Genomic DNA, 25,012 nt, shown 5'->3' with positions numbered 1-25,012 from the left:
ACCGGCACAGGACCCCCTGGGGTCGGCGGGCGCGTCAGCCGGGTGAGGCGTCGCGGTCCGCGAGCCTGGCTCGCAGCCGGGCGGGGTCGGGCCAGTGCACCCCGTACGCCCAGCCGGCCCGCTCGAACCAGCGGATCAGCCGCGCGCTCGGATCGACCTGGCCCCGGAGCACCCCGTGCCGGGCGCAGGTCGGCTCCACGTGATGCCAGTTGTGCCAGCCCTCGCCGAGCGTCAGCAGCGCCACCCACCACACGTTCGACGAGCGGTCGCGGGTGCGGAACGGGCGGTCGCCGAAGGTGTGGGCGACGGAGTTCACCGACCACGTGACGTGATGGACCACGGCGTAGCGGACCAGGCCGCCCCAGAAGAAGGCCGTCCACGCGCCCGTCCACGACCACGACCACAGCCCGCCCACGAGGGCCGGCAGCGCGAACGACAGCGCGGCGACGGCCGGGTAGGCGGCGTCGAACCGGCGCACGTCCGGGTCGGCCAGCAGGTCGGGCACCCAGTGCCGGCGGCTGGAGCGCCGGCGCGCGGTGTAGAACCAGCCGACGTGGGCGTGGGCCATGCCGCGCAGCAGGGCCCAGCCGTCGTCGCCGTAGCGCCACGGGGAGTGCGGGTCGCCCTCGCGGTCGGCGTACTTGTGGTGCCGCCGGTGCTCGGCCGTCCACAGCGTGACCGGGCCCTCGACCGCCATGCCGCCCGCCAGCATGAGCGCGACGCGCAGCGGCCGGCGGCACCGGAAGGCCCGGTGGGTGAACAGCCGGTGGTAGCCGATGGCGATCCCGAAGATGCTGACGAGGTACATCACCACCGCGATGACCAGGTCGCGCGGCCCGATGCCCCACCCCCACACGGCGGGCACGGCGAGCACCAGCAGCAGCACGGGAAGCACGACGAGGACGACCAGGTAGGCGGTGCGGCGGCCGGTGGTGACCGTCACCGTCTCCGCCGTGCCCGAGCCCGGCTGGGGGATGGCCGACGACGTCACGCTACCTCCCGTGATCAGCGAAGGGGGATGCTGCGGCTCACCCTTCAGGCTCACCATTCAAAGGCCGCGTCCCCTCGCCACGGCAATGGCCGGGAAGTGACGACATCGTCACTGCAAGGAATCAAAACACTGCGCACCGTAACCCTGAGCCGACGCCGCGTCCCTGTCTAGATTGTGGCTACACAACGTGATGATCTCTGTTCGCTCCGGCTTCAGACGGAAGGGGCCACTGGCATGGGCGCTGCCGGTCAGACGACCACGGGCGGCTATCTCGACCGATACGACGAGGCGCTGGCCCGCGACCCGATGTCCGCGTTCGGCCTCGTGCGGGAGTGGATGCGCACCGAATGGCGCGCCCTGTTCGCCGAGCTGCGCGAGCGGCGTCCCGTCTTCGTCACGCCGGCCTTCACGGTGGTGACCCGCTTCGCCGACGTCACCGAGGTGCTCTCCCACGAGTCGGTCTTCTCGGTACGCGCCTTCGGCCCGCGCCTCGACGCCGCGCTGGGCGGCCCGTTCATGCTGGGCCGCGACGCCACGGCGATGAACTGGCGCGACCGGGGCCTCATGCAGGTCATGCTCGACCAGCGCGACACGGCCCGGGTGCGCGAGCTGGCCGGGCGGGTCGCCGACGAGGCGCTCGACGCCGCCTGGCCGCACGGCCGCGTCGAGGCCGTCCACACGCTGTTCCGCCACGTCGCGCTGGAGGTCTGCGCGACGTACTTCGGCTTCCCCGGCCCCGACCGGCAGACCCTGTCGCGGTGGACGCGGGCGATCGTCACCGACGGCTTCGCCAACTTCGCGGGCGACCCCGACCTCCAGGCCGCGTCGGCCCAGGCGGGCGCCGACATGACGGCGTACCTGCGCGACCGGCTCGCCGGGCTCCGGGCCGCCCGGCGGGCCGGCGAGCAGGTGCCCGACCACGTGTTCGCCCGGCTCGCGGACACCGTCCTGCCCGCCGGGATCGGCGTGGACGACGAGCGCATCGTGGTCAACATGGCCGGCCTGCCGCTGGGCTTCGTGGAGAGCGCGCCCGGCGCCATGGCCGAGGCGGTCGAGCAGCTCCTGCTGCGTCCCGAGGTGCTGGCCGGGGCCGTCGAGGCGGCCGCCGAGCCCGATCCCGCTCGCTTCGACGCCCACGTCTGGGAGGCGCTGCGGTTCAACCCGTTCTTCAAGCTGCTTCCCCGGCTGTGCGAGCGTGACCACGTGCTGGCCGCCGGCACGCCGCGCGCCACGCTGATCCCCGCGGGCACGTTCGTGCTCGCCGCGCCGGCCTCGGCCATGTTCGACGCGGACGTGGTGACCGAGCCCGACGCGTTCCGCCTCGACCGGCCCGGACACCACCACCTGTTCTTCGGTCACGGCCACCACGCGTGCCTCGGCGTCCATCCCGCCCGGGTCGTCATCTGCGAGGTCGTACGCCGCCTGCTGCTGCGCCCCGGCGTACGCCTGCTCCCGCCACCGGAAGGGCGGGTGATCCGCTCGCACGGGATCTTCCCCGACCGGTTCGTGCTCGGCCTCGGCACCGAGGGGGAGCAGGCATGACGAGCGCGCGCGGCATCGCGGTCGACGGGGCCGCCAACCGGCTCCGGTTCCTGGCGCTCACCAACGGCCGGCCGTTCTGGGACCTCGCGCAGGCCGTCCCGCCGCTCCGGCGTCGCCTCAACGCCTCGCTGATCGACCACGCGGTCCGTGAGATGCCCCCGCGGCCCGAGCCGCTGAGCACGATGGGCGACTACACGTCCTGGGCGTCGCTCACCGACCGCACCTACAGCGGCCGGCACCTGCCGCCGCACACCGCGGCGGGCGACGGCCGGCCCACCCCCGAACGGGCCGCCGAGCTGTTCACCCGCGGCGACGCCATGATCCCGTGCCCGCGCTCCACGGTGCTGTTCGCCTACTTCGCCCAGTGGTTCACCGACGGCTTCCTGCGCGGCGACGTCAACGTCCCGCGCGACCCGCGCAAGAACAGCTCCAACCACCACATCGACCTCAACCAGCTCTACGGCCTGCACCAGGACGCGACGGCGGCGCTGCGCGCGTTCGACGGCGGGCTGCTCAAGAGCCAGATCATCGACGGCGGCGAGTTCCCGCCCCACCTGTGCGAGAACGGCAAGATCAAGCCGGAGTTCGCCCCGCTGAGCGTGATCCGCTTCGACGAGCTCACCGACGCCCAGCGCGACACCCTGTTCGCGACCGGCAGCGACCGGGGCAACATCCAGATCGGCTTCACCATGCTCACGGTGCTGTTCCTGCGCGAGCACAACAGGGTGGCCCGGCGGCTCGCCGAGGCCCATCCGCGCTGGGACGACGAGCGGCTGTTCCAGACCGCCCGCAACATCCTCATCGTGCTGCTCATCAAGCTGGTGGTCGAGGAGTACATCAACCACATCACCCCGTACCACTTCCGCTTCACCCTCGACCCGGGCCTGACGACGCTACTGGCCCGCGCGCCGTGGCACCGCGAGAACTGGGCGTCGGTCGAGTTCAACCTCGTCTACCGCTGGCACGGCCTGATCCCCTCGCGGCTGTCGGTGGGCGGCCGCGAGCTGCCGATGGCCGACACGCTCCTGGGCGGCGCGCTGATCCCCGGACCGGGCCTCGGGCGCCTCTTCGAGGACGCCTCACGCCAGCGCGCCGGCCGGATCGGCCTGTTCAACACCGACCCGCTGCTCCGGGAGGTGGACGCGGCCAGCATCGCCGACTCCCGGGCCCTCGCCCTGGCCCCCTACAACAGCTACCGCGAGCACTGCCGGTTCCCCCGGGTGCGCCGCTTCGAGCACGTCTCCGGCGACCGGCGGGTCAGCGGCGCGCTGCGGGAGCTCTATCGCGACGTGGACGACCTCGACCTGTACGTGGGGCTGTTCGCCGAGGAGCCCGGATCTCCCGACGCCATCCTGCCGCCCCTCCTCACGAAGATCATCGCGATCGACGCGTTCTCCCAGGCGCTGACCAATCCGCTGCTGGCGCCGCGGGTGTTCAACGCCGCCACCTTCTCGCCGACCGGCATGCGGATCATCGCGTCCACGAGGAGGCTGTCGGACGTGGTGCGCCGCAACGTCCCCGAGGGCCCGCGTCCCCGCTTCGTCAGCATGACCCGCGCCGCCGTCCCCGGTGCCGCCGCCTCCCGCGCCGGCACGACCCGCGGCGCGACCCGATGACCGGCGACCCCGGCGCGGCCGGTGAGCCGTCGGGTGTATCGGCGGGCGGCGAGTCTGCCGCGGACGCGGAGCCGTCGCGTGGTCCGGAGGGGGACGGCCCGGCCTCGGAAGCGTCGCGCGGTCCGGAGGGGGAGGGGATCGGGCCGGCGGCGGAGTCGTTGCGGGTGGCGGCGCGTGAGCTGGTCGACATCGGGGTCACGGTCCGCGGGGCGGCCGTCCACGCCACGGCCGCCCTCACCGACGGCGCCCTGCTCAAGGCCCTGCCGCACGCACCCTCCGCGGGCTGGCGGACCCAGCGGGCGCTGCTGCGCGCGATCACCGACGGCAGGGGCCTCGGGTGGGCTCCCGCGGGTGGCCGGCCCGTGTCCCTGGCCGCCGCGCTCGGCGCGCTCGCGGGCGCGGAGAGCCTGGCCGTACGCGTCCTGGCCACCTCGCTGCGGCTGCGGATCGCGGCCGTCGCGGTCGACCACCCCGAGCTGACCGGAGACCCGATGCTCAACCGGCTCGTCGAGGCGGCCGCCGCGGACCGCGACCTGGAGGCCGTCCGCGCCCTGCGCGCGCTGCTCGCGGACCGCGGCGCCGTGCGCGTGCTCAGCCAGCTCGCCCCCGTCTTCGGCGAGGTCCTCGCCCTGCGGGCGCTGCTGGACGAGAACCCGCTCAACGACGCCACCGCCTGGCTGATCGCCACGGGCACGGGCTACGCCACGGCCGACCCGGTCACCGGCATGAGCAACCGGGCCGTCGCCGTGCTCGACAGGGGCGAGGGAGCCGCGCGCCGGGTCGAGCCGGCCGAGACCGAGTCCGCGCGGCTGGCCACGAAGGGATCCCTGCTCGGCTTCCTCGGCAACATCAGCGTGATCGGCACCACGGGCCGCGTCCTCATCCAGAGCGTCGAGGGCCCCGACGGGGTGGTGCGCCACGTCGTCCAGGCGCCCGGCATGCGGTCCGGACGGCCCGACCACGACTCGCCCCAGGACCTGCTCGGCGCCTTCAGCAGCGCCGTGCTGGCCGCGAGCCCGTACAGCCGCGCCCTCGCCAAGGCCGTCGCCGACTACGGCCTGCCCGAGGGCGCCGAACTGGCTCTGATCGGGCACAGCGCGGGCGGCGCGGCCGTCATGAACCTGGCGCAGGACCCCGGGTTCTGCGCCCGCCACACCGTCACCCACGCCATCACGGTCGGCGCGCCCGTCGACTTCAAACGGCCCGCCGACCCGGACACCTGGGTCGCCAGCGTCACCAACCAGCACGACATCGTCCCCACCCTCGACGGCCAGGGCGCAGGCGGCTGCTTCGACCTGCATCCCGACTGGTACGTGGTGGACTACTCCGACGCCACCCACCTGTTCCCGCTCTGCCACAGCATCGACCGCTACGTCGCCAACATCGCCACCGACCTGCCCGAGGCCCGCGACCACATCGACGGGCGTCTCGCGCCGTACCGGGGGCCGGTCGTGCGCTCGCAGGTCTACCGGCTGTTCGACCACCCGCCCGAACCCGAGGGGTTCCCCTTCCTCACCGTCCCCACCCACGCGGTGCCCGGCCCGGGCGGCCGGGTGGAGCTGCCGATCCGGTGCCAGGACGGCGGCGCGCTCACCGCGTACTTCGCCGCGAACCCGGCGGTGGCGGCGGCGCTCCTGGAGGGGACCGGGCTCGGCCCCGCCGTGCGGGTCGCCGGCCGCGCCCTCGTCGCCGTGCACGCCGCCTGGAACCGGCGCACGAGCGTGGGCGTCCACCGCGAGCTCCACGTCGGCGTCGTCGTGCCCGGCCCGTGGCGGGCCCGGGGGCCGCTCGGCTGGTACGACCTGGTGCGCGGGGCCGACCGGCGGCGCTCGGGCGTCTTCCTGGCCGGCTCCGTGGTGGACACCGCCGTCGTCGCCGCCCTGGCGCCGCGGCTGTGGGGCGGCGAGCCGTCGCTGCTGCCGCTGGAGTTCGGGCTGGCCAGGGGGCTCGCCCGCATCACCGCCGGACTCGGCGGAGCCTCTCGGGCCGGGGCTTACGGGGACAGCGCGGCCGGGAGCGCCGCTGCGGGGGAGTGGCTGCTCGTCCTGGGCGGGCGGCTCGGTCCCGGGCTGCCGGTGAGCGAGCGCGACCTGGTCGGCTACGCGCGGGCCGCGGGCACGACGCTGCGCTCCTGTGTTCGGGCCCGCGGCCGGGCTCTGCTGCACCCCGCGCCCTGGCTCCGGCTCACCGTCGCGCCCGGGTCGGCCCACCCGCTGGCCCGCCTGCTCCGCGACCTGGGTCTCGACGGCGCCCGCCCGCTGCTCTGCCTGTCGGCCACCGCCCGCCGGACCCTCCGTGACGCCGCCGTCCCGGTGCCGACCACCTGAGCCCGGCAGCACACTCCACCCTCTGATCGGAGGTCCACATGCGCCGTCCCCCCGCTCGGCGACCGGCCCGGCGTCCGGCCGATCCCGCGCCGATCACCGCGCACGCGGTCGTGCTGGAGACCGACGCCCGCGCGCTGGCCGAGTGCGCCGAGCGCCTGCGTGAGATCAGCGAGCGGCTGGAGGCGGGCGGCGTCGCGCCGCGCTGGCTGCGCCATGCGGTGAACGCCCACCTGGCCGCCTGCACGACCGCCGCCGCCGACCTCACCACGGCCGCCGCCCATCTGCGCCACTACGCCGACAGCGTCCGCCCCGCCGCGCACTGACCCGCACCCGCGGGCCGGGGTCAGGGCGCCTCGTGCACCGCCTGTGCCGCGCTCAGCCCCGACTCCAGCGCCCCCTCGATCCACGCGTGCCACAGCGAACAGTGCTCGCCCGCGAAGTGCACCCGCCCCTCCGGCGCGACGATCGCGTCGTGCAGGCTGGTCTGCTGATGCGGCTCGAACAGGGCGAACGCCCCGGCCGCGTAGGGGTCGTTGTACCAGGAGTGGGTGACGCCGAACTCGAAGTGGTCGTGGATCTCGGGGTGGATCTTGGCGACGTCCTCCAGCGCCTGCTCGATCCGCTTCTGTGGGGACATCGCGCCCCAGCGCAGCGCGTCCTGGCCCCAGGTGTAGCTGGCCAGCAGCACCGCCCGCTCGTCGCCCGGCGCGGGGTGCGAGGGGTAGCAGATGCGCCGGATCGGCAGGTCGGTGACCGTGGTGCCGCCGACGATGCCGTCGCCGCGCTCCCAGAACGGCCGCCGTACCTGGAACAGGATCTTGGTGGAGGCGTTGTAGTGCAGCTCGCGGATGGCGCGCTGCTTGCGGCGCGAGAAGGCGGGCCTGGTCTCGACGTCGCGCAGCACCGAGAACGGGATCGTGCAGATCGCGTGGTCGCCGGTGAACGTCGTGCGGCCCGAGGCGGTGCGGACGTGCAGGGTCACCGAGTGGTCGTCCTGCTCGATGGCGGTGACCTCGTGGCCGAAGCGGACGTGGTTCCTGAGCTCGTGGTAGAAGGCGGTCGGCAGCAGGTCGCAGCCGCCCTCGATCTCCTGCATGTCCTCGAACGCCCGCCCGATGATCTCGCGGAACTGCTCGATGACCGCCGCGTTGAGGTTGGCCTCCCGGAAGCTCATGACGCCGTAGAGCTCGATGGCGCCCTCGGAGAACCCGCGCTCGTGCAGGAAGCTGCGGATGGAGTAGCGGTCGTACTCGGCGCAGATGCGGTCGAGCGCGTTCTCGCCCTCCCGCTCGTACAGCTCGTGGATCTCCTGGGTGGCGGTGCGCCAGAGGTCCTCGTAGGTGCGGCCGCGCTCGTGCTCGGCCAGGCCGAAGTCGACGATCCCGGGGTTGTCGTTGAGCTGCCCGAGCGTGGTCCTGACGCCCTGGATGTAGGCCAGGGCGGCGGGGTTGCCCATGACGAACGGCCGCAGCTTGAGGCCGAACTTCGCGCAGTAGGCGAGCGTGAGGTCGTGCACGCGGGGGATGCGCATCGCGCCCGCCTCGGCGTACAGGCCGGGCGCGAACCCGCGCAGCGTGAGCACGCGCCCGCCCACCCGCTGCTGGGCCTCCAGCACGACGGGCTCGTGCCCCTGGCGCATCAGCTCGTACGCGGCCACCAGGCCGGCCATGCCGCCCCCGATGACGAGCACGCGCTTGCGGGGGCGGCCGCCGCCGGCCAGGCCGCGCTCGGCCGTCGCCACCACGCCGGGCGGGACTCTGAGATCATGACTCGGTCTGGGCGCCGACGACATCGACCGGCTCTCGTCCAGGGCTTCACGCTCCTTCGTCGTCACGTAAAGCGATTGTAGAATCGCTTTACGTGACGATCCAGAGCTGGGCGCCTACCGGGCCGCCGCGTCCTGGAGAGGGAAGTGGCAGGCCGCCGCGTGCGCCGGCTCGCCGGCCGGCGCCATCAGGGGCGGCGCCTCCCGGGCGCACACGTCCTCGGCCTTCCAGCAGCGGGTCCGGAACCTGCAGCCAAGCTCCTTGCCCCGCAGGGCGAACGGGTCAGTCCCCTCGAACCTGACGTGGCCCCGGTCCGGGCGCTCCAGCATGAGCAGCACCCGGGCGAGCGTCGACTTGCCGCAGCCGGACTCGCCGACTGGGGGGCCGGGCAGGCCGCGTGCTAGGCGACGGCTGTCGCGCCGAGGGCGGCGAGCCCGCGGTCGATGATGCGGGCGAGCTGCTCGCGGTGCTCCGGGGTGACCTGGGCCAGCGGCGCCCGTACGGGGCCGGCGGAGCGCCCGCGCAGGGCGAGGCCGGCCTTGACGAGCGACACGGCGTAACCGGGGGTCGTCTGGCGCAGCCGGGCGAGCGGCGCGTAGAACTCGCGCAGCAGGAGCTCCTGGGTCGCGTCGTCGCCCGTGTCGAACGCCCGGAAGAACGCGGTGGCGACCTCGGGGAGGAAGGCGAGCACCGCGGAGGAGTAGGCGCGGGCCCCGACGCCGGCGTAGGAACGGGCGTGGATCTCGGCGGTCGGCAGGCCGTTCAGCAGGGGGAGCCGCCCGCCGGTGGCGGTCCGGATGAGCTGGAGCAGCTCCATGTCGCCGTGCCCGTCCTTCAGCGCGACGATGTTGTCCACCTCGGCGAGCTCGGCCACCGCCTCGGGGGAGAAGATCGCGGTGCCGCGCTGGTAGAGGATCACCCCCAGGTCCGTGGCCGCCGCCACCTCCCGGTAGTGCGCCACGAGCCCGGCCGGCGGGCCGACCTGGAGGTACGGCGGGAGCGCCAGCACGCCGTCGGCTCCGGCGGCCTCGGCGGCGCGGGTGAGCTCCACGGCCGTCCGCGTGCCGCCGCCCACTCCCGCGAGCACGGGCACCGCTCCGGCGACGTGCTCGACGGCGGCCTCGACCACCGCCCGCTGCTCGCCGGCCGTCAGCGACGCCAGCTCGCCGGTCCCGCAGGCGACGAAGATCGCCCCGGGCTCCGCGGCGAGCATGTCGTCGAGGTGGGTCCTGAGACGGGCCAGATCCACGTCCCCCGTCTCCGTGAACGGCGTGACGGGGAAGGCGAGCAAGCCGGAGAGCGAGGCGAGTCGCGAAAGGGCGGGGGGAATCAACGGCGAACCTCTTGTCTACATATAGAGACGACGTCTATATTTGTAGCCGAGACATTAAGTTGGCGTTTCCACAGGCGTCAAGAGGTGGTCGATGACGAAACAGGTCCTGGAGCCGTCCGGCGAGCCCGCCGAAGGGGGAGGTGGTGGCGTCCGCAGCGTCAAGTCGGCCGAGCGGACCATCGCGGTGCTCGAATACCTCAGCTCCGCGGTTCGGGCGTGCTCGCTGCGCGAGGTGGTGACCGCCCTCGGAATGCCGCGGGCCAGCGGTTACGCGCTGCTGACCACGCTGGTGGACACGGGCTGGATCGAGACCGACGGCGGCGGCCGCTACCGGATCGGCATCCGCGCCCTGCGCGCGGGGGCCGCGTACGTCGAGCGGGACGACGTCGTCCAGCGGGCGCAGCCCGTGATGGACGAGTTGCACGGCGACCTGGGCGAGACCGTGCACCTGGCGCGCCTCGACGGCGCCGAGGTCGTCTACCTGGCCACCAACATCACGCGGCACTCCCTCGCCGTGGTCTCCAGGCCCGGCCGGCGCCTGCCGTCCTGGGCGACCGGGCTCGGCAAGGCGATCCTCGCCGGACGTCCCTGGGAGGAGGTCGACGCGCTGCTGCCGCCGGGGCTGGAGGCGCGGACCGAGCACACGATCACCGACCGGACGGCGCTGCGCGCGGAGCTGGAGGAGATCCGCCGCCGGGGCCACGCCGTGGACGAGCAGGAGTCGACCATCGGCCTGCGCTGCTTCGCCGTCGCCCTCGACTTCGGCTCGGCGCCGAACGAGGCGCTGAGCTGCTCCATCCCCATCGTCCGGCTCAGCCCCGAGCGCGAGGAGACGATCGTGGCCGCCCTGCTGCGGGCCCGGGCGCGCATCATCCGCTGAGCCGGGTCCGTCGGCTGCTGGAGGGCGGCCGGGCGGCGGGTCAGCGCAGGCCGTGCCGGTCCGCCCACGCCGAGACGGCCGCGGCGATCAGAGCGGGCTGGTCCTCCGGCGTGTGGTGCCCGGCGACGGCGTCGGAGCGCTCGATCTCCAGGCCCGCCATGGTGGCGGCGCACCACGCGACCATGTCGTCGCGCACCATCACCCCCGCGCCGTACGCGAACGTCATCAGCAGTTTGGGCACGTCCGCGCTGGCCGCCAGCCACCGGTCGTACGCCTCGACCCTGGCCACGACGTCGGCGGGCTCGCCGTCCAGCGGCATCGAGCGCGCCCACCGCAGGAGCGGCAGCCTGCTCTCGCGCGTCGGGTACGGCTTGCGGTAGACGTCGAGGTCGCCCGCGGACATCGGCGTCGCCGTGCTGCCCGGCAGGCCCTGCTCGATGAAGGCGTTGTCGTCCAGGAGCATGGCCTCGCCGACGCCCTCGGTCTTGATCGCCCGGAACAGCTCGCGGCCGTCCTCGGGGAACTCCTCCCAGGTCATCGGCTTGACGATGGTCTCGGTGAACGCGATGCCGCGTACCCGGTCCGGGTGGCGCGCGGCCCAGTCGAAGGCGAGGGCGCCGCCCCAGTCGTGCCCGACCAGCACCACGTCGCGCAGCCCGAGCGCGTCGAACCAGGCGTCGAGGTAGCGGGCGTGGTCGGCGAAGGTGTAGGCGATGTCGGGTTTGCCGGACTCGCCCATGCCGATGAGGTCGGGGGCCAGCAGCCGCCCGGGGCCCACGGCCGGCATGACGTTCCGCCACAGGTAGGAGGAGGTGGGGTTGCCGTGCAGGAAGACGAGGGGCGTCCCGGAGCCGGACTCCCGGTAGTGGACGGTGGAGTCGAGGACGTGCTGAACAGGCATGATCGGTTCCTCAGAGGTTGAGTCGGATGACGCGGTCGACCGCGATCTCGATGACCACGCGGCCGGGCGGGTTCGGCGGCGGCGCCCCGTAGCGGGCGGCGTAACGGCGTGCGCCCTCCTCCACCCGTTCGGGGGCGTCGTGGACGGTGGCGGCGCCTTCGAGCGTCACCCACCGGAACCCCTCCGCCTGGCAGAGCGCCGCGCGCCCGCCCGGCCGGGAGAGGTTCCTGGCCTTGCGGGTGGAGCCGGTGGTCAGGACCCGCGCCAGGCCGGCGGCGCGATCCCAGGTGAAGCGCACCGCGACCACGTGCGGCGAGCCGTCGGGGCGCAGGGTGGTGAGGGTGGCCAGGCGCGGCTCGGCCAGGAAGCGCTCGGCCGCGGCGCCGGGGAGGGCGGCGGCGATCACCGGAAGGCGGGGAGGTTGCGGGCGGCCCACTCGGCGAAGGCGCGCGGGGCGCGGCCGAGCACGCGCTCGACGTCGGGGCTGACGGCCCGCTCGGCCGCCGTGGGCGCGCCGAGGATCGCCAGCGTGCCCTCGACGACGGGCTCGGGCATCACCTGGAGCATCTGCGCCCGCGCCTCCTCGCGGGTCTGCTCGACGAACCGCACCGGCTCGCCGAGGGCCTCGCCGATCGCCGCCGCCCGCTCGCGCGGGGTGACGGGCGCCGGTCCGGTCAGCTCGTACGTACGGCCGGCGTGCCCGGGCTCGCGCAGCACCGCGGCGGCGACCTCGGCGATGTCGGCCGGGTCGATGACCGGCAGGCCGACGTCCCCGAAGGGCGCGGCGGCGGTGCGCGCGGTCCGGACGGACTCGGCCCAGGCGAAGGAGTTGGAGGCGAAGCCGCCCGGCCGCAGGATCGTGAAGTCCGCTCCCGACTCGCGTACGGTCTGCTCGAACAGGGCCGGGTGCCGGTAGATCTCGGGCCGGGTGCCCGCGCCCTGCGAGGACAGCAGCACGACCCGCCCGACGCCCGCCGCCTCCTTGAGGATCGCGTGCGGGTCGTCGCCCGCCACGAGCAGGAAGAGCGCCGCGGCGCCGTCCAGGGCGGGCCGGAGGCTCGCGGGGTCGTCCATGTCGGCGCGGTGGTGGCGTACTCCGTCGGGGACCTGGGCGGGCCGGCGGGACACGGCCGTGACCTGCTCCCCGGCTGAGGCGAGGGCGTCGACGAGTGCGCGGCCGACGTTGCCGGTGGCTCCGGTGACGACGATCATGTTGCTCTCCTAGAGAGTTAGTTAGTTGGCTGACTGAATGACACTCTAGCGGGTCGCGGGGGCGTGTGTCCACAGCAAGTCAGTCGGATGACTAACCTCGTCGAGAAAAGATCATCGGCAGCGCGGAACCGTCGGCGCCGGCGCCGCCGCGTTCGTTACGCTCGAAGATCCACGAGCAAGGGATGGACGTCGTGCTGATTCGGTTGCTCGGACCCGTCGAGGTGGAGCGCACGGGCCGTCCGCGGCCCGTGCGGCCCCCGCAGGTCGCGCTCGCCCTCGCAGCGCTCGCCTGGGAGGCCGGCCGGGTCGTGCCGGTCGAGTCGCTGCTCGCCCGCGTGTGGGGCGACCAGGTCCCGGCCGGCGCGCGGCACACCCTGTACACGGTCATCACCCGCATCCGCCGCGAGATCCTCGGCGACGACGGCGCGGTCGTCCACCGGCTCGGCGGCTACCTGCTCGACGTGGACGAGTCCGCGGTCGACGTGTCGCGGTTCCGCGGCCTCGCCGACCAGGCGATGGCCGAGCCGGATCCCGCCCCGCTGCTGGGCGAGGCCCTCGCGCTGTGGCGCGGCGACCCGCTGACCGGGCTGCCGGGCGAGTGGGCCGAGCGGGCCCGCAACCGCCTGCGCGACGAGCGCAAGGAGACCGCGCTGCGCTGGGCGCGGATGATGACCGGCCGCGACGCCGCCGCGGCCGTCGCGGCGCTGTCGCCGCTGGCCGACGAGTACCCGCTGGACGAGTTGCTGGCGGCGGCGCTCATCGAGGCCCTGCACGCGTGGGGGCGGACCGCCGAGGCGCTGGCGCACTTCGCCCGGGTGCGCCGGACGCTGGCCGAGGAGCTGGGCGTCGAGCCGGGCGCGGAGCTGCGCCGCGTCCACCGGATGCTGCTGCTGTCCGGTGACGCGGCCGAGACCGCCGGCGTGGTCCCGGCCCAGTTGCCGGTGGATCTCCGGTTCTTCGTCGGGCGGGCGGCCGAGCTCGAACGGCTGGCCGCCGTCGCGACCGGCGACCCGGCGGCGACCGCGGCGATCTGCGCCATCTCGGGACCCCCGGGGGTGGGCAAGTCGTCCCTCGCGCTGCGCTGGGCGCACCTGAACCGCGACCGCTTCCCCGACGGGCAGCTCTTCGCCGATCTCAGCAGGGTCGACGCCGCCGACGCCGCCATGATCCTGCCCCGCTTCCTCGGCGCGCTCGGCGTCCCGGAGGCCCAGGTGCCGTCCGGCGTCGAGGCCCGGATCGGGCTCTACCGCAGCATGCTGGCCTCCCGCCGGGTGCTCGTCGTGCTCGACGACGCCCACGGCGCCGAGCAGGTGCGCCCGCTGCTGGCCGCCGCGCCGGGCTGCGCGACGCTGATCACCAGCCGCGCCGAGCTGTCCGGCCTCGCGGTCGCCGAGGGCGCCTCCCTGATCCGGCTGGACGTCCTGCCGGACGACGACGCCTACCACCTGCTGGCCGCGCGGCTGGGCGAGTCGCGGCTGGCGGCCGAGCCGGAGGCCGCGGAGCAGATCATCCACCGGTGCGGCCGGCTGCCGCTGGCCCTGGCGATCGTCGCGGCGCAACTGGCCGGACGCGCCGACCAGCCGCTGCCCGAGGTCGCCGCCGACCTCTCCCGGACCGGCGCGGACCTGGAGCCGTTCACCCACAGCGACCCGGCGATCGACCTGCGCACCGTGTTCGGACGGTCGTACCGGGACCTGCCCGAGCCGGCGATCCGGCTGTTCCGCCGCCTCGGCCGGCACCCGGGCCCGCACCTGCCGCTCGCCGCGGCGGCGAGCCTGGCCGCCGTGCCGGTGGACCGGGCCAGGGAGCTGGTCGCCCGGCTCGAACGCGCCAACCTGGTCGACGTCCCCGCGCCCGGCCGTCTGCGCCTGCACGACCTGCTGCGCGCGTACGCGGCCGAGCAGGAGCGGGCCGCCGAGAGCCGGGCGGTGCGGCGCGGGGCGACGCGGCGGCTGCTCGACTACTACCTGCACTCGGCGTGCGCCGCGAGCGAGGTCTGCTATCCGCACCGCGAGAAGCTGGAGCCACACCCCCGGGCGCGAGGGGCCGTGGCGGAGCGGTTCGCCGGGCAGGCCGACGCGCTGCGCTGGTACGCCGACGAGTGCGCGGCGCTGCCCGGGCTGCTGGCGGAGGCGACCGGGGCCGGGCTGGACCGGCACGCGTACGAGCTGGCGTGGGCGTTCGCGGAGTTCATGCACCGGCGCGGCCCGTGGGAGCAGATCCTGCGGGTCCAGGGCGTGGCGCTGGAGGCGGCCGGCCGGGCCGGCGACCCGCTCGCCCAGGCCCGCTGCCACAACAGCGTCGCCCGAGCCCACGCCAGGCTCGGCGGCCACAAGGAGGCGGTCGAGCACTTCGAGCGGGCGGTCGAACTGCACCGGTCACTCGACGAGCCGGCTCTGGAGGCGCACGTCCAGATGGGCCTGTCGGCCTCGCTGATCGTGGTGCGACCCGGCGAGGCGCTGGACAGCCTGCTGTGCGCGCGGGACCTGTTCCGGCGGGCCGGCGACGTCGTCGGCGAGGCGCGGGCGCTGAACAACGCGGGATGGTTGCGGGCCCAGCACGGCGACCACGAGCGGGCACTGGCCGACTGCCGCCGGGCGCAGCGCATCCTGGCCGAGCACGGGTACGCCCAGGGCGAGGCGCACGCCTGGGACAGCATCGCGTACATCCTGCAGGCCATGGGCGAGCAGGCGCAGGCGGTGGTCTGCTACGAGCGGGCGGTGGAGCTCTTCCGCCGGTGCGACGACCTGTACCCCGCCGCCGAGACGCTGGTCCGCCTGGGCGAGGCGCACGTGGCGGCGGGCGACACCGCGGCCGCCCTCGACGCCTGGGAGCGGGCGGCCCGGTGCTACGACGCCGTCGGCGACGCCCGGGCCCGTACGGTGCGCGACCGCGTCGCCGCCCATGGTCAGGAAGAACGGCCGTTGAGAAATCATTGAGAAATCGCTCAGACCTCTGACGCAGTCTCTGCGACGAGCGGCGGGACGGTGGCCTCGTGAGATGAGCCGCCCGTCCGCCGCGCCGGGTGCGGGAAGCCGTGCCCGGAGCGTCGACAGGGAGGTTCCATGCGTGTCATGAACAGGATGGCCGACCGGCTCCTGGAGCTGTTCGCCCCCCACACCGCGGCTCGGGCGACCGACTGCGACTACCAGTGCTGCAGCAAGTCCACCTGGAAGTACTGCTGCTACTACCCGAACGGCTCCCACCACTGCGGCAGCTGCGTGTCCACCAGGTCCTGCGCCTGACGACACCTGCGGACGCTCGTCCCCGCGACGCGCGCGGGCCGCGGCCCCCAGGCCGCCCGCACCCGTCCTCATGGTGACGAGCCCGTCGCGATGACCCGTGCCCGGCGGCGGCCGTCCGCCGCCGGGCACACCCTGTGAACTTTCGACACGGAGGTGTCCTGTGCCCTATCTGGTCGCCATCATGGTCCTCCTGGGCCTCCTGTGCCTGGTGAACCTGCTGCTGACCCTCGGCCTGGTCCGGCGGATCAAGGAGCACACGAAGCTCATCGACGCCCTGTACGAGGTCGTCGGCTCCGGCGGCCTGTCCGGGGTGAGAGCCGGCGCGGCCATCGGCGAGGCCGTGGGCGACTTCGACGCGACGACCGTGGACGGAGACCGCGTCACGCGGGACGGCCTGGCCGAGGGCACCGTCGTCGCGTTCCTGTCGCCGGACTGCGCGGGCTGCCGTGAGCAGCTCCCCGAGCTGGCCTCCTGGGCCGCCGGTCAGGACCGCTCCCGCGTGGTGGCGGTGGTCGACGGCCGGGAAGGCGACGTCGCGCACCTGGTCACGACGCTGTCGCCGGTGGCGCGGGTGATCGTGGAGGAGGCGACGCCGCCCCAGGTCGCCGAGGCGTTCAAGCTGCAGGCGTTCCCGACCTTCTACCAGGTGGCCGAGGGCGGCAAGCTCCTCGCGACGGCGCCCAAGATCTCGCGGCTGCCGGTCGGGTCGCCGGCGTGACCAGCCGCCCGCCGGACGCGAAGCCGACGCCCCGCCGCCTGGCGGGATGCGCGGCCCGCGCCGCCGGGATGGTGTGGCGGGCGGCGCCCGCCCACGTGCTCGGGTACATGGCGGCCACGCTCGTCGGGGCCGCCACCCCGGTCGCCCTGGCCTGGCTGACGAAGGCCGTCCTGGACGGCCTGGCGCACGGCCGGACCGCCGCGCTGCTCGGCCTGGCGGTGACGATCGCCGTCGTGACGACGGTCGCCGCGGCGGCCGCGCACGCCACGCAGTACCTGCGCGGCGAGGTGGACCGCCGGGCGGCGCTGCGCGCCAAGGACGAGCTGTTCGCCGCGGTGACCCGCTTCACGGGACTGACCCGCTTCGAGAGCCCCGCGTTCCTGGACCGGCTACGCCTGGCCCAGCAGAGCGCCGCCAACCCGGGCAGGCTGGTGGACACCGCCACCTCCACCGCGCGCGGCGCGGTGACCGTCGCGGGTTTCGTCGGCTCCCTGGCGGTGATCAGCCCCACGTTCACCGCCCTGGTCCTGCTGTCGGCCGTGCCGGCGCTGCTCATCGAGCTGCGGATGTCGCGGCAGCGCGTCGCGATGCTGTGGCGGATCGGGCCGGCCGAGCGCCGTGAGGTGTTCTACGCGCAGCTGATGTCGACGGCGGACGCCGCCAAGGAGATCCGCCTCTTCGGCCTCGGCGACTTCCTGCGCCTTCGCATGCTGGCCGAGCTGCGGACCGCCGACGCCGCCCGCCGCCGGATGGACCGGCGGGAGTTCGTCGTGCAGGCGAGCCTTTCGGCGGTCTCGGCGTCCGTGGTCGGCGCCGGGCTGGTCTGGACGATCCTCGCGGCCGGTCGCGGCGAGCTCGGCGTGGGGGATGTGGCGATGTTCGTGGCGGCCTCGGCCGGAGTTCAGGCGGCGCTGAACGTCATGGTGTCGGCCGGGGTGATGGCCTACGAGCAGCTTCTGACGTTCCGGCATCACGTCGAGGTCGTGTCCGCCGGCTCCGACCTGCCCGCGCCGCGCGATCCCCAGTCGCTCCCCGCCCTGCGCCGGGGCATCGAGCTGCGCGACGTGTGGTTCCGGTACGGCGACGACCATCCGTGGGTGCTGCGCGGGGTCGACCTGTTCATCCCGAACGGCTCCACGGTCGCGCTCGTCGGCCTCAACGGCGCCGGCAAGAGCACGCTGGTGAAGCTGCTGTGCCGGTTCTACGACCCGACGCGCGGAGCGATCCTCTGGGACGGCGTGGACATCCGCGACGTGCCGCCGGAGACGCTGCGCTCCCGTATCGGCGCGGTCTTCCAGGACTTCGTGGCGTACGAGCTGACGGCGGCCGACAACATCGCGGTGGGCGACCTGAGCGCCGTCGAGGACGGGACGCGGATCGAGCGGGCGGCGCGGGAGGCGGGCGTCCACGACGCCCTCGTGGCCCTGCCACGCGGCTACGACACGCTGCTGAGCCGCGAGTTCGACCCGGATCCGGAGGAATCGTCGGAGGCGGAGGACGCGCCGACCTCGGGGGTGCCGAGCTCGTCAGGCGTGCTGCTGTCGGGCGGGCAGTGGCAGCGGCTGGCGCTCGCGCGGGCGTTCCTGCGCAGCGACCAGGACCTGATGATCCTCGACGAGCCCAGCTCCGGCCTGGACCCCGAGGCCGAGTACGAGATCCACACCCGGCTCGCGCGGCTGCGGTCCGGACGCACCAGCGTGGTGATCTCCCACCGGCTCGGCGCGGTCCGTGAGGCCGACCGGATCGTGGTGCTGGCCGACGGCCGCGTCACCGAGGAGGGCACGCACGCCTCGCTGCTGGCCGACGACGGCACGTACGCCCGGCTGTTCACCCGGCAGGCCGCCGGCTACCGGGACGACGTGCAACCGACGGGGGCGGCGCGGTGACCGGGGGCGTCGTGGTGGCTGCGGCGGTCGCGTGTGTCGTCGTCGCGCTGGCCGTCGTGTGGGTGCGGCGGCGGTACGTGGTGGTGACCGTTCAGGGGGAGAGCATGCTGCCGACGTACCGGCCGGGGGAGCGGCTGGTGGTGCGGCGCACGCCGGCCCGCTCGCTGCGTGACGGGCAGGTCGTGGTCCTCGCCGGTCTGGGCCACCGGCCGGGGCCGGACGGACGGCCGGAGGAGGGAGCGGAGCTGAGCCCGCGCTGGATCGTCAAGCGGGTCGCGGCCGTGCCGGGCGACCCGATACCGCGGGACACGGTGCCCGCGCTGCGCACGGCGCCGGGTACCCGGGTGCCCGACGGGCACCTGGTGGTGCTGGGTGACAATCCAGACCGGTCCCACGACTCTCGCCATGCCGGATATATGACGACAGACCGGCTGCTCGGCGTGGTGCTCCGCAAGGTCGGCCAGCCATGACCCGCGCCTCCTGACCCGAACCGGGTGGGCTTGATCGCGACGGGGGGACGTAGCGACAACCACGCTGATACCTTTCATGCAGTGTTGACGCGTTCTGGGGGGCCAGAGTGAACCAACCGCTGATGGACGACGATCCGCGGCGGCTGGGCCCGTACGACATCACGGCACGGCTGGGCGAGGGCGGCCAGGGCGTCGTCTACCTGGGACGGACGGCGACCGGCGAGCAGGTCGCCGTCAAGCTCCTCCACCACGGCCTGCTCGGCGACCCCGAGGCGAGGAACAGGTTCCTGCGCGAGGTGGAGATCGCCCGGCGCGTGGCCCGGTTCTCCACCGCGCCCGTGCTCCACGCCGACCTCGCGGGCCAGCGGCCGTACATCGTCAGCGAGTACGTGCCCGGGCCCTCGCTGCGCGAGCTGGTCACCCGGGAGGGGCCGCGCCGCGGCGCCGCGCTGGAACGCCTGGCGATCAGCACCGCCACGGCGCTGGCCGCCATCCACCGCGCGGGGATCCTGCACCGGGACTTCAAGCCCGCCAACATCCTGATGGGGCCGGAAGGTCCCGTCGTGATCGACTTCGGCATCGCCCGCGCTCTGGACGCGCCGGGCGTGTCCTCGACCGGATCGACGATGGGGACGCCGTCCTACCTCGCGCCGGAGCAGCTCGGCGGGGAGGCGGTGACGGAGGCCGCCGACGTCTTCGCGTGGGGCGTGACCATGGTGTTCGCCGCCTCGGGACGGCCCGCGTTCGGCGCGGACTCCACCCCGGCGGTGATCAACCGCATCCTCAACAAGGAGCCGGTGATCACCGGGCTGGACGGGACGCTGCTCGCGCTCGTCACCGCCGGCCTGTCCAAGGACCCGGCCCGGAGGCCCGGCGCGGAGGACCTGGTGGCGGGACTGACCTCCTCCCACCCGGGGCGTCCTCTCGGACAACGGGTGGCGTTACCCGGACACTCCGGCGCGCCTGCCGGGATCGCCGGGGCGGAGGCGCCTTCCGGGCGGTCCGCGGGCCCGCCGGCCGTTCGGGGGCGACGCCGCCGCCGTACGCTGGCCGTGACGATCGCCGGCGGCGCGGCGGCAGCGGCGCTCCTCGTGACGGGCGGGGTGCTGCTCAACTCCGGCGGCGACGACCCGGCCGGCTCGTCACCCGCCGTGGGGGACGCGACACCCCAGCCCGCGGTGCGGCCCACCACGGCCGCAGCCACGGTGGCGTCCACGAAGACGGAACGCCGGACCCCGCCCCCGGCCCCCAAGCGGACGCCCCACCTCAGAACCCCCGCGCCGACCGCCAAGCCCGCCCGCACGGGAAGGCCCGTGGTGACGCTGCCCGACGACGAACCCCGGCGGGACGCGACCACCGCCCCGCCCTCCGGGACGACGGTCCCGGACCGGGAACCCGAGACCACCGCCGCCCCACCTCCGCCGTGGCAGCAGCCCACCATGGAGAACCCGTTCACGTGCATCCCCCAGGTGTGCTGACGGGACCGGCGTGACCGCCGGCACCGCTTCAGCGGTCAACCTCGGAGATCGGTCGCGTTGCCGTCGGGGCTGGAACCGACGACCGTCCATCCCTGACCATGCGCTGCGATCAGCTCTCGGATGAGGCCGCCGGCATGAGGGTCGCGTTCCGCGATCGCCCGAAGGGCGCCGGTCGCTCGTCCGACCCGCTCGACGATCGCCGTGATGACGTCGATCGTCTCTCCTTCCTGGCCGGTGTACGTCTCGAAGCCTGGTTCAGGGTGAAAGCACCCCCACCAATCGAGCAGAACGCAAAGGGCGATCTGCCTGGGCGGTCCGGGGTGGTCGGCGATGACGCCCAACAACACGTCGGTCCCTGCCACGGCTGCCGGACAAAGCGTCCCGGCGTGATCGTTTCCTACGGCCGACCGAATGCCGTGCCCTTCATCCAGGTCCTCACGAGGAGGACTCGCGAGCAGGTCGGCGAAGGCTTTCACGACGTCCTCAGGCCGGTACCACGTCGGCCCCGGGATCGCCGCCCAGTCCACAGCCTGTGGATTCATGCGGCCAGCGTAGATCACGCCGGTATTCCGGCAGGGCACGGTGGCTGTCAGGCGGCCGGCCGGGTGACGTGCTCCCGGCCGGCCGCCGGCTCTCCGTGGTGTCACGGGCGTACTCGCCCAGTGACGACATCTCCTCGGGCGTGCCCGCGAGCTCAGCCGGAGAAGACAGCGCTGTGGACGTCCACCGGGTTGGCGACATCGCCCGTGGTGACGCCGTACACGGCCGTGAAGCCCGTGCCGGTCGACACCAGGCCGGTGTAGTCCCCGACCAGGCGTCCGACACTCGTCGCCGGGACCTTCCGCGCGTCGAACGGCCCCTCGAGGTGCTGCTCGCGCCACGCCCCGGACTGCGTGCAGCTCTTGGCGCAGGTCACGGCCCACACGTCGGTGGGCAGGGTGGCGGCGTCGGGCGTGTTGTTGCGGAAGTCGTAGTACGTGACCGCCACGGTCCCCGTACGGGACACGGCGACGGCCGGTACGGCGGCGGAGCCGGTGGGCGTCCGGTCCACGCGGACCGGGCTGGACCACTTCTTCCCGCCGTCGGTCGACCGTGAGTAGGCCACGTGGAAGGTGCCGTCGGCGTCCTGGCTCTGCCAGACCGCGTTCACCACCTGGGTGCCCGGCTGGGCGGCCAGCAGCGGCAGGGAGGCGTTACGCACCGGATCCCCAGAGTTGTCCGGGTCCGGGATGCGGGGGCCCACCGCGAGCGGGGCGGGGACGTTCAGCGTCGGCGCCGACCAGGTCCGGCCGCCGTCGGTGGAGCGGATGACCTGGGTGGCGCCCTCGGTGTCCGTCTCGTGGTGCATGCCGATCAGCAGCGTCCCGTCCGGGAGCGGCACGAGCTGGGTGCCGATGACGCCGCTGTTGGTGGGGACGTCGTAGACCTTGCTCGTGGTCCAGGTGCGCCCGTCGTCGGTCGACTTCGCCAGGTAGATGGGCTGCACCCAGTTCTCTTCGGTGTCGGTCGACTGGTTGTCGATACGGTCCCACACCGCGTAGATCACGCCCGGGTGGTACGGGTCCGCGGTCACCGAGGGGCGGTCGTTGAAGAACCGCGGGTTGTCGTCGCGCTGCAGGGTGACCGGCGCGTCCCAGGTCCAGCCGCCGTCGGCGGACCGGGACACCAGAATGGCGGTCACCTCGCCGGTGCGGGACAGCGAGAACGACGCGGCCACCGCGGTGCCCGTGGGTGCGACCGTGACCCAGTTGTCCGTCGTGACGTCGTAGTCTCCGCCGTTGGCGGTCGTGCCGCCGTTGCACCGGGAGAAGGCGGGCAGGTTCTCGGACCGCTGCCAGGTCCGACCGTAGTCCTCCGACACGGCGGTGACCGCGCCGTTGCTGCCGTACCGGTTCCAGCGGTCCTGCTGGAAGACCGTGACGAGGTGCCACGGGCGGTTCGGGTCCCGCGCCAGCATGGGCAGGACTTCGGTGTTGGGGTTCAGCGTGTAGCCGTCGCCGGGGGGAAGCCCGCAGCCTGCGGGCAGCGGGCTGAAGCCCGAGACCGGCCGTACGACCGCAGGTCGGGGAGTTGCGGCATCATCCGCGAAGGCGGGCTGTGCAACGGCGCCGGCCAGCAGGATGGCCGCCGCGGTTAACGATGCCCTGGAACGTCGGATCACGAGCTTTCCTCATCTTTGATGGGTCCAAGAGGGCGCGTAACCGCCTCGCCGGGGCGCGGGGCGTACCCAGCGAGCCGGGTAAACGATCAAGGGCAGGGTACTGCAACAAGATCAGTTTCGTCCTGTCCGTTAACCCACTGTTCAGCTCCGGGAAGATCTTCAGGACTGGAGGCCGAGCACCTCGCCGACGATCGTCTCCCATACGGGCTCGGGCAGTTCGTGGCCGACGCCTGGCAGGATCCGCAGGCGGGCGCCCGGGATGCGGGCCGCGATCCGGCGGGCCGCGCTGAGGCGGATCAGGGGGTCGCCCTCCCCGTGCAGGACCAGCGTGGGCGCCTTGATCGTGCTGATCGGCGGGCCGTGCCACTGGGCGCCGATCTGACGGCTCTGGCTGCGCGCGTCCCGGACGCCCGCGTCGGCGATGCGCGTGATCGCCTCGCGGGTGGATCGCTCGTCGAACGGGTAACCGGGCGAGGAGATGAGCCGGGCGACAGCGACACCGGATTCGATGTCGCCTTCCACCGTGTCGGGATATTTCAGGCGGGAGAGCCTGACGAGCGTGCTCAGCCGGACGTACCGGATGGTCTCCAGGCCCGCCGCGTCGCCGGGGACGGCGGACATCGTCGTCAGCGTCCGGACCCGACCGGGGTGCCGGACGGCGACGCGCTGGGCGATGGCGCCGCCGAGCGAGACGCCGAACAGGTGCGCGGACTCCCAGCCCAGCGCGTCCATCACGGCGATCGCGTCGTCGGCCATGTCCTCCGCGGTGTAGGCCGCGCCGCGCCTGCCGAACAGCGCCGCGACCGGGCTGCGGGCCGTGGTGGCCGGCAGGCGGGTCGACTGCCCCGCGTCCCGTTGGTCGTAGCGGGCCACGGCGAAGCCGCCCGCGCCGAATGCCTCGCTCAGTCCCTGGGGCCACCACAGCCGGGAGACGCCGAGGCCGGTGATCAGCAGCAGCGGTTCTCCCCGATCGTCGCCGGTCAGCCGGTCGAACGCCAGGCGGACGTCACCGTGCGCGGCCCAGCGGACCGGAGTCCACGCCTGAGATGTCTGCACGACTGCCTCCCCAATACTGCGATCGATGTTCGCGGTAATTTACGATAGCGGCATGCCAGAGCGGAAGGAGAACGGGTGCCCGAGGAGCCGGCGAGCATATGGCTGAGACCCGAGCGGGGCGCGCGCGGTCCCGCCCCCGAACGCAGCCGGGCGCAGATCGCCGCGGTCGCCATCGACCTGGCCGACGCGGGCGGCCTGGCGGCGGTGTCCACCAGGCAGATCGCCAAGGCGCTCGGCACCGGCCCGGCCTCCCTCTACCGGTACGTCGCCACGCGTGACGACCTCATCGACCTGATGCACGACGCCGTGACCGGCGAGGTCGACCTGAGCGTCCCGCTCACCGGCGACCCGATCGACGACCTCCTCTCGCTGGCCGCCCGCACCAGAGACCTCTGCCTGCGGCACCCCTGGCTCCTGGACGTCCCCGTCGAGCGAACCCGGCTGGGCCCTCGCGCCGCCGACTACCTGGAGTACGCGCTGCGCGCTCTCCAGCACGTACCGATGACGGGACGCCGCAAGCTCGAAGCCATCAGCCTGTTGAACGGCCTGGTGATGCTGTTCGCGCAGCTCGAGCTTCAGGAACGGCGAACGCCCACGGCCCGCCAGGCCGCCCAGGCGGCCTACCGGGCCCAGCTCGCCGCCGACGGACGTCACCCTCTGATCGCGGCCGCCATGGCGGGCTCGTCCCTCGACCCGCCCGAGGATCCCGGGCAGTCGTTCGAGCGCATGACCCGGCAGCTTCTCGCCGGCCTGGGGCTGCCGGGGTGACGTCCGGCGCCGGTCAGGGCCGCAGCAGATCGTCGAGTTCGTCGGCGAACAGCAGCGCGGGGTCGATGCCCATTCCGGCGAAGTGGCCGGCGAGCTCAAGGGACAGCACGCCGTGCAGCCGGGTCCAGAAGGACAGCGCCCGGCGCAGAGCCGCCGTCGGCACCGACGGGTCGGCCGCCCACTGCCGATGGCCGTCGAGATGGGCCTCGAACGGGCTGTCCGAGGGCGGGACACCGGCCTCACGGAACGCGCCTGTCAGCACCGTCATGATCTCGTTCGAGATCGCCGTGGTGTCGGCGGGCGCGTGATACCCGGGAACGGGTGTGCCGTAGATCAGGAAGTACCTGTGCGGGTCGCTCTGAGCCCAATCGCGCACCGCATGAGCCAGGCCGGCGACCTCGGCGCCGGAGTCGTACGCCGCGCGGAGGGTGTCGGCGAGGCTGCGGTAGGCGTCCCGGATGAGCGCCGTGATCAGCTCGTCCCGGCCGGCGAAGTACCGGTAGAGGGCAGGGCCGCTCATGCCCAGATGCTTGGCGATCGCTTTCAGTGACAACGCGGACACGCCCGTCGTGGCGATCTGCTCCCACGCGTGCTGCTTGATCTCTCCCTGCACCTGCGCTCGGTAGCGCTCGCGCGGGCTCGCCGCGTCTCCGTCCATGGGC

23 protein-coding genes are annotated in these 25,012 nt (G+C 73.9%); 12 read left to right on the top strand and 11 right to left on the bottom strand.

Going from position 1 to position 25,012, the window contains the following annotated elements; genetic code table 11:
* Positions 1-34: 34 nt before the first annotated feature.
* Entirely contained in the window at positions 35-991 is a 957-nt protein-coding gene (locus tag HTZ77_RS13230; protein WP_328808568.1) for an acyl-CoA desaturase, read from the bottom strand.
* A 234-nt stretch (positions 992-1,225) separates the two neighbouring features.
* Here HTZ77_RS13230 and HTZ77_RS13225 point away from each other — a divergent pair, with 234 nt between their 5' ends.
* From HTZ77_RS13225 to HTZ77_RS13210, 4 genes are all read left to right on the top strand, one after another.
* The gene (locus tag HTZ77_RS13225) at positions 1,226-2,533 is read left to right on the top strand and encodes a cytochrome P450 (protein WP_175589845.1); all 1,308 of its coding nucleotides are present in this window, start codon (positions 1,226-1,228) and stop codon (positions 2,531-2,533) included.
* On the top strand, positions 2,530-4,149 hold the full coding sequence (locus tag HTZ77_RS13220) for a peroxidase family protein (RefSeq protein ID WP_175589844.1): 1,620 nt from the start codon (positions 2,530-2,532) through the stop codon (positions 4,147-4,149). Before HTZ77_RS13225 ends, HTZ77_RS13220 begins: the two co-directional genes overlap by 4 nt.
* A gap of 164 nt (positions 4,150-4,313) precedes the next feature.
* The gene (locus tag HTZ77_RS13215) at positions 4,314-6,476 is read left to right on the top strand and encodes a hypothetical protein (protein WP_328808567.1); all 2,163 of its coding nucleotides are present in this window, start codon (positions 4,314-4,316) and stop codon (positions 6,474-6,476) included.
* 38 nt (positions 6,477-6,514) lie between these two features.
* Positions 6,515-6,799 carry a hypothetical protein gene (locus tag HTZ77_RS13210; protein ID WP_175589843.1) on the top strand — a complete coding sequence of 95 codons (285 nt, stop codon included), beginning with the start codon at positions 6,515-6,517 and terminating at the stop codon, positions 6,797-6,799.
* Between the two features lie 20 nt (positions 6,800-6,819).
* Here the strand turns inward: HTZ77_RS13210 and HTZ77_RS13205 are convergent, their stop codons facing one another.
* Genes HTZ77_RS13205 through HTZ77_RS13195 form a run of 3 tightly spaced genes read right to left on the bottom strand, consistent with a single transcriptional unit; the run spans position 6,820 to position 9,575 of the window.
* Positions 6,820-8,310: a flavin monoamine oxidase family protein gene (locus HTZ77_RS13205; RefSeq protein WP_328808566.1), complete on the bottom strand. Its 1,491-nt coding sequence runs from the start codon at positions 8,308-8,310 to the stop codon at positions 6,820-6,822.
* A gap of 48 nt (positions 8,311-8,358) precedes the next feature.
* On the bottom strand, positions 8,359-8,634 hold the full coding sequence (locus HTZ77_RS47425) for an ATP-binding cassette domain-containing protein (protein ID WP_205302651.1): 276 nt from the start codon (positions 8,632-8,634) through the stop codon (positions 8,359-8,361).
* Between the two features lie 8 nt (positions 8,635-8,642).
* Positions 8,643-9,575 (bottom strand): 5-dehydro-4-deoxyglucarate dehydratase, encoded by a 933-nt coding sequence (locus HTZ77_RS13195; RefSeq protein WP_205302604.1) that lies wholly within the window; start codon positions 9,573-9,575, stop codon positions 8,643-8,645.
* A 91-nt stretch (positions 9,576-9,666) separates the two neighbouring features.
* On the opposite strand from HTZ77_RS13195, the gene HTZ77_RS13190 reads away from it, so the two are divergent.
* Entirely contained in the window at positions 9,667-10,455 is a 789-nt protein-coding gene (locus HTZ77_RS13190; protein ID WP_175589842.1) for an IclR family transcriptional regulator, read from the top strand.
* Positions 10,456-10,495: 40 nt separating this feature from the next.
* On the opposite strand, the gene HTZ77_RS13185 is transcribed toward HTZ77_RS13190, so the two are convergent.
* From HTZ77_RS13185 to HTZ77_RS13175, 3 genes are read right to left on the bottom strand one after another with little or no spacing between them, the layout of a single operon-like run.
* On the bottom strand, positions 10,496-11,356 hold the full coding sequence (locus HTZ77_RS13185; RefSeq protein WP_175589841.1) for a haloalkane dehalogenase: 861 nt from the start codon (positions 11,354-11,356) through the stop codon (positions 10,496-10,498).
* Between the two features lie 10 nt (positions 11,357-11,366).
* Entirely contained in the window at positions 11,367-11,762 is a 396-nt protein-coding gene (locus tag HTZ77_RS13180) for a pyridoxamine 5'-phosphate oxidase family protein (protein WP_175589840.1), read from the bottom strand.
* The gene (locus tag HTZ77_RS13175) at positions 11,759-12,568 is read right to left on the bottom strand and encodes an NAD(P)H-binding protein (protein WP_175589839.1); all 810 of its coding nucleotides are present in this window, start codon (positions 12,566-12,568) and stop codon (positions 11,759-11,761) included. Before HTZ77_RS13175 ends, HTZ77_RS13180 begins: the two co-directional genes overlap by 4 nt.
* Before the next feature lie 191 nt (positions 12,569-12,759).
* Here HTZ77_RS13175 and HTZ77_RS13170 point away from each other — a divergent pair, with 191 nt between their 5' ends.
* From HTZ77_RS13170 to HTZ77_RS45210, 6 genes are all read left to right on the top strand, one after another.
* On the top strand, positions 12,760-15,507 hold the full coding sequence (locus HTZ77_RS13170; protein ID WP_175589838.1) for a BTAD domain-containing putative transcriptional regulator: 2,748 nt from the start codon (positions 12,760-12,762) through the stop codon (positions 15,505-15,507).
* A 126-nt stretch (positions 15,508-15,633) separates the two neighbouring features.
* Positions 15,634-15,813 (top strand): hypothetical protein, encoded by a 180-nt coding sequence (locus tag HTZ77_RS13165; RefSeq protein WP_175589837.1) that lies wholly within the window; start codon positions 15,634-15,636, stop codon positions 15,811-15,813.
* A gap of 160 nt (positions 15,814-15,973) precedes the next feature.
* A complete protein-coding gene (locus HTZ77_RS13160) occupies positions 15,974-16,531 on the top strand; it encodes a TlpA family protein disulfide reductase (RefSeq protein ID WP_175589836.1) in 558 nt (185 codons plus the stop codon).
* Positions 16,528-18,417, top strand: coding sequence for an ABC transporter ATP-binding protein (locus tag HTZ77_RS13155; protein WP_328808565.1), 1,890 nt, complete (start codon positions 16,528-16,530; stop codon positions 18,415-18,417). The genes HTZ77_RS13160 and HTZ77_RS13155 overlap by 4 nt, the downstream gene beginning before the upstream one ends.
* Positions 18,414-18,887 (top strand): S26 family signal peptidase, encoded by a 474-nt coding sequence (locus tag HTZ77_RS13150; protein ID WP_175589835.1) that lies wholly within the window; start codon positions 18,414-18,416, stop codon positions 18,885-18,887. The genes HTZ77_RS13155 and HTZ77_RS13150 overlap by 4 nt, the downstream gene beginning before the upstream one ends.
* A gap of 107 nt (positions 18,888-18,994) precedes the next feature.
* On the top strand, positions 18,995-20,365 hold the full coding sequence (locus tag HTZ77_RS45210; RefSeq protein ID WP_328808564.1) for a serine/threonine-protein kinase: 1,371 nt from the start codon (positions 18,995-18,997) through the stop codon (positions 20,363-20,365).
* 35 nt (positions 20,366-20,400) lie between these two features.
* Here HTZ77_RS45210 and HTZ77_RS13140 read toward each other — a convergent pair whose 3' ends face one another.
* The 3 genes from HTZ77_RS13140 to HTZ77_RS13130 form a co-directional block, all read right to left on the bottom strand.
* Positions 20,401-20,907: a hypothetical protein gene (locus HTZ77_RS13140; protein ID WP_175589834.1), complete on the bottom strand. Its 507-nt coding sequence runs from the start codon at positions 20,905-20,907 to the stop codon at positions 20,401-20,403.
* A gap of 152 nt (positions 20,908-21,059) precedes the next feature.
* Positions 21,060-22,526, bottom strand: a complete 1,467-nt coding sequence (locus tag HTZ77_RS13135; RefSeq protein WP_175589833.1) for a sialidase family protein — start codon at positions 22,524-22,526, stop codon at positions 21,060-21,062.
* Positions 22,527-22,685: 159 nt separating this feature from the next.
* Positions 22,686-23,582 carry an alpha/beta fold hydrolase gene (locus HTZ77_RS13130; RefSeq protein WP_175589832.1) on the bottom strand — a complete coding sequence of 299 codons (897 nt, stop codon included), beginning with the start codon at positions 23,580-23,582 and terminating at the stop codon, positions 22,686-22,688.
* Positions 23,583-23,657: 75 nt separating this feature from the next.
* Here HTZ77_RS13130 and HTZ77_RS13125 point away from each other — a divergent pair, with 75 nt between their 5' ends.
* Entirely contained in the window at positions 23,658-24,350 is a 693-nt protein-coding gene (locus HTZ77_RS13125) for a TetR/AcrR family transcriptional regulator (RefSeq protein ID WP_175589831.1), read from the top strand.
* Between the two features lie 13 nt (positions 24,351-24,363).
* Here HTZ77_RS13125 and HTZ77_RS13120 read toward each other — a convergent pair whose 3' ends face one another.
* Positions 24,364-25,008, bottom strand: coding sequence for a TetR/AcrR family transcriptional regulator (locus HTZ77_RS13120; protein ID WP_175589830.1), 645 nt, complete (start codon positions 25,006-25,008; stop codon positions 24,364-24,366).
* Between the last annotated feature and the right edge of the window lie 4 nt (positions 25,009-25,012).

Source organism: Nonomuraea montanisoli, from assembly GCF_013363975.1.
GTDB lineage: Bacteria > Actinomycetota > Actinomycetes > Streptosporangiales > Streptosporangiaceae > Nonomuraea > Nonomuraea montanisoli.
The sequence above is the reverse complement of the archived record's forward strand: the minus strand, read 5'-3'. Positions and strand labels throughout refer to the sequence as shown.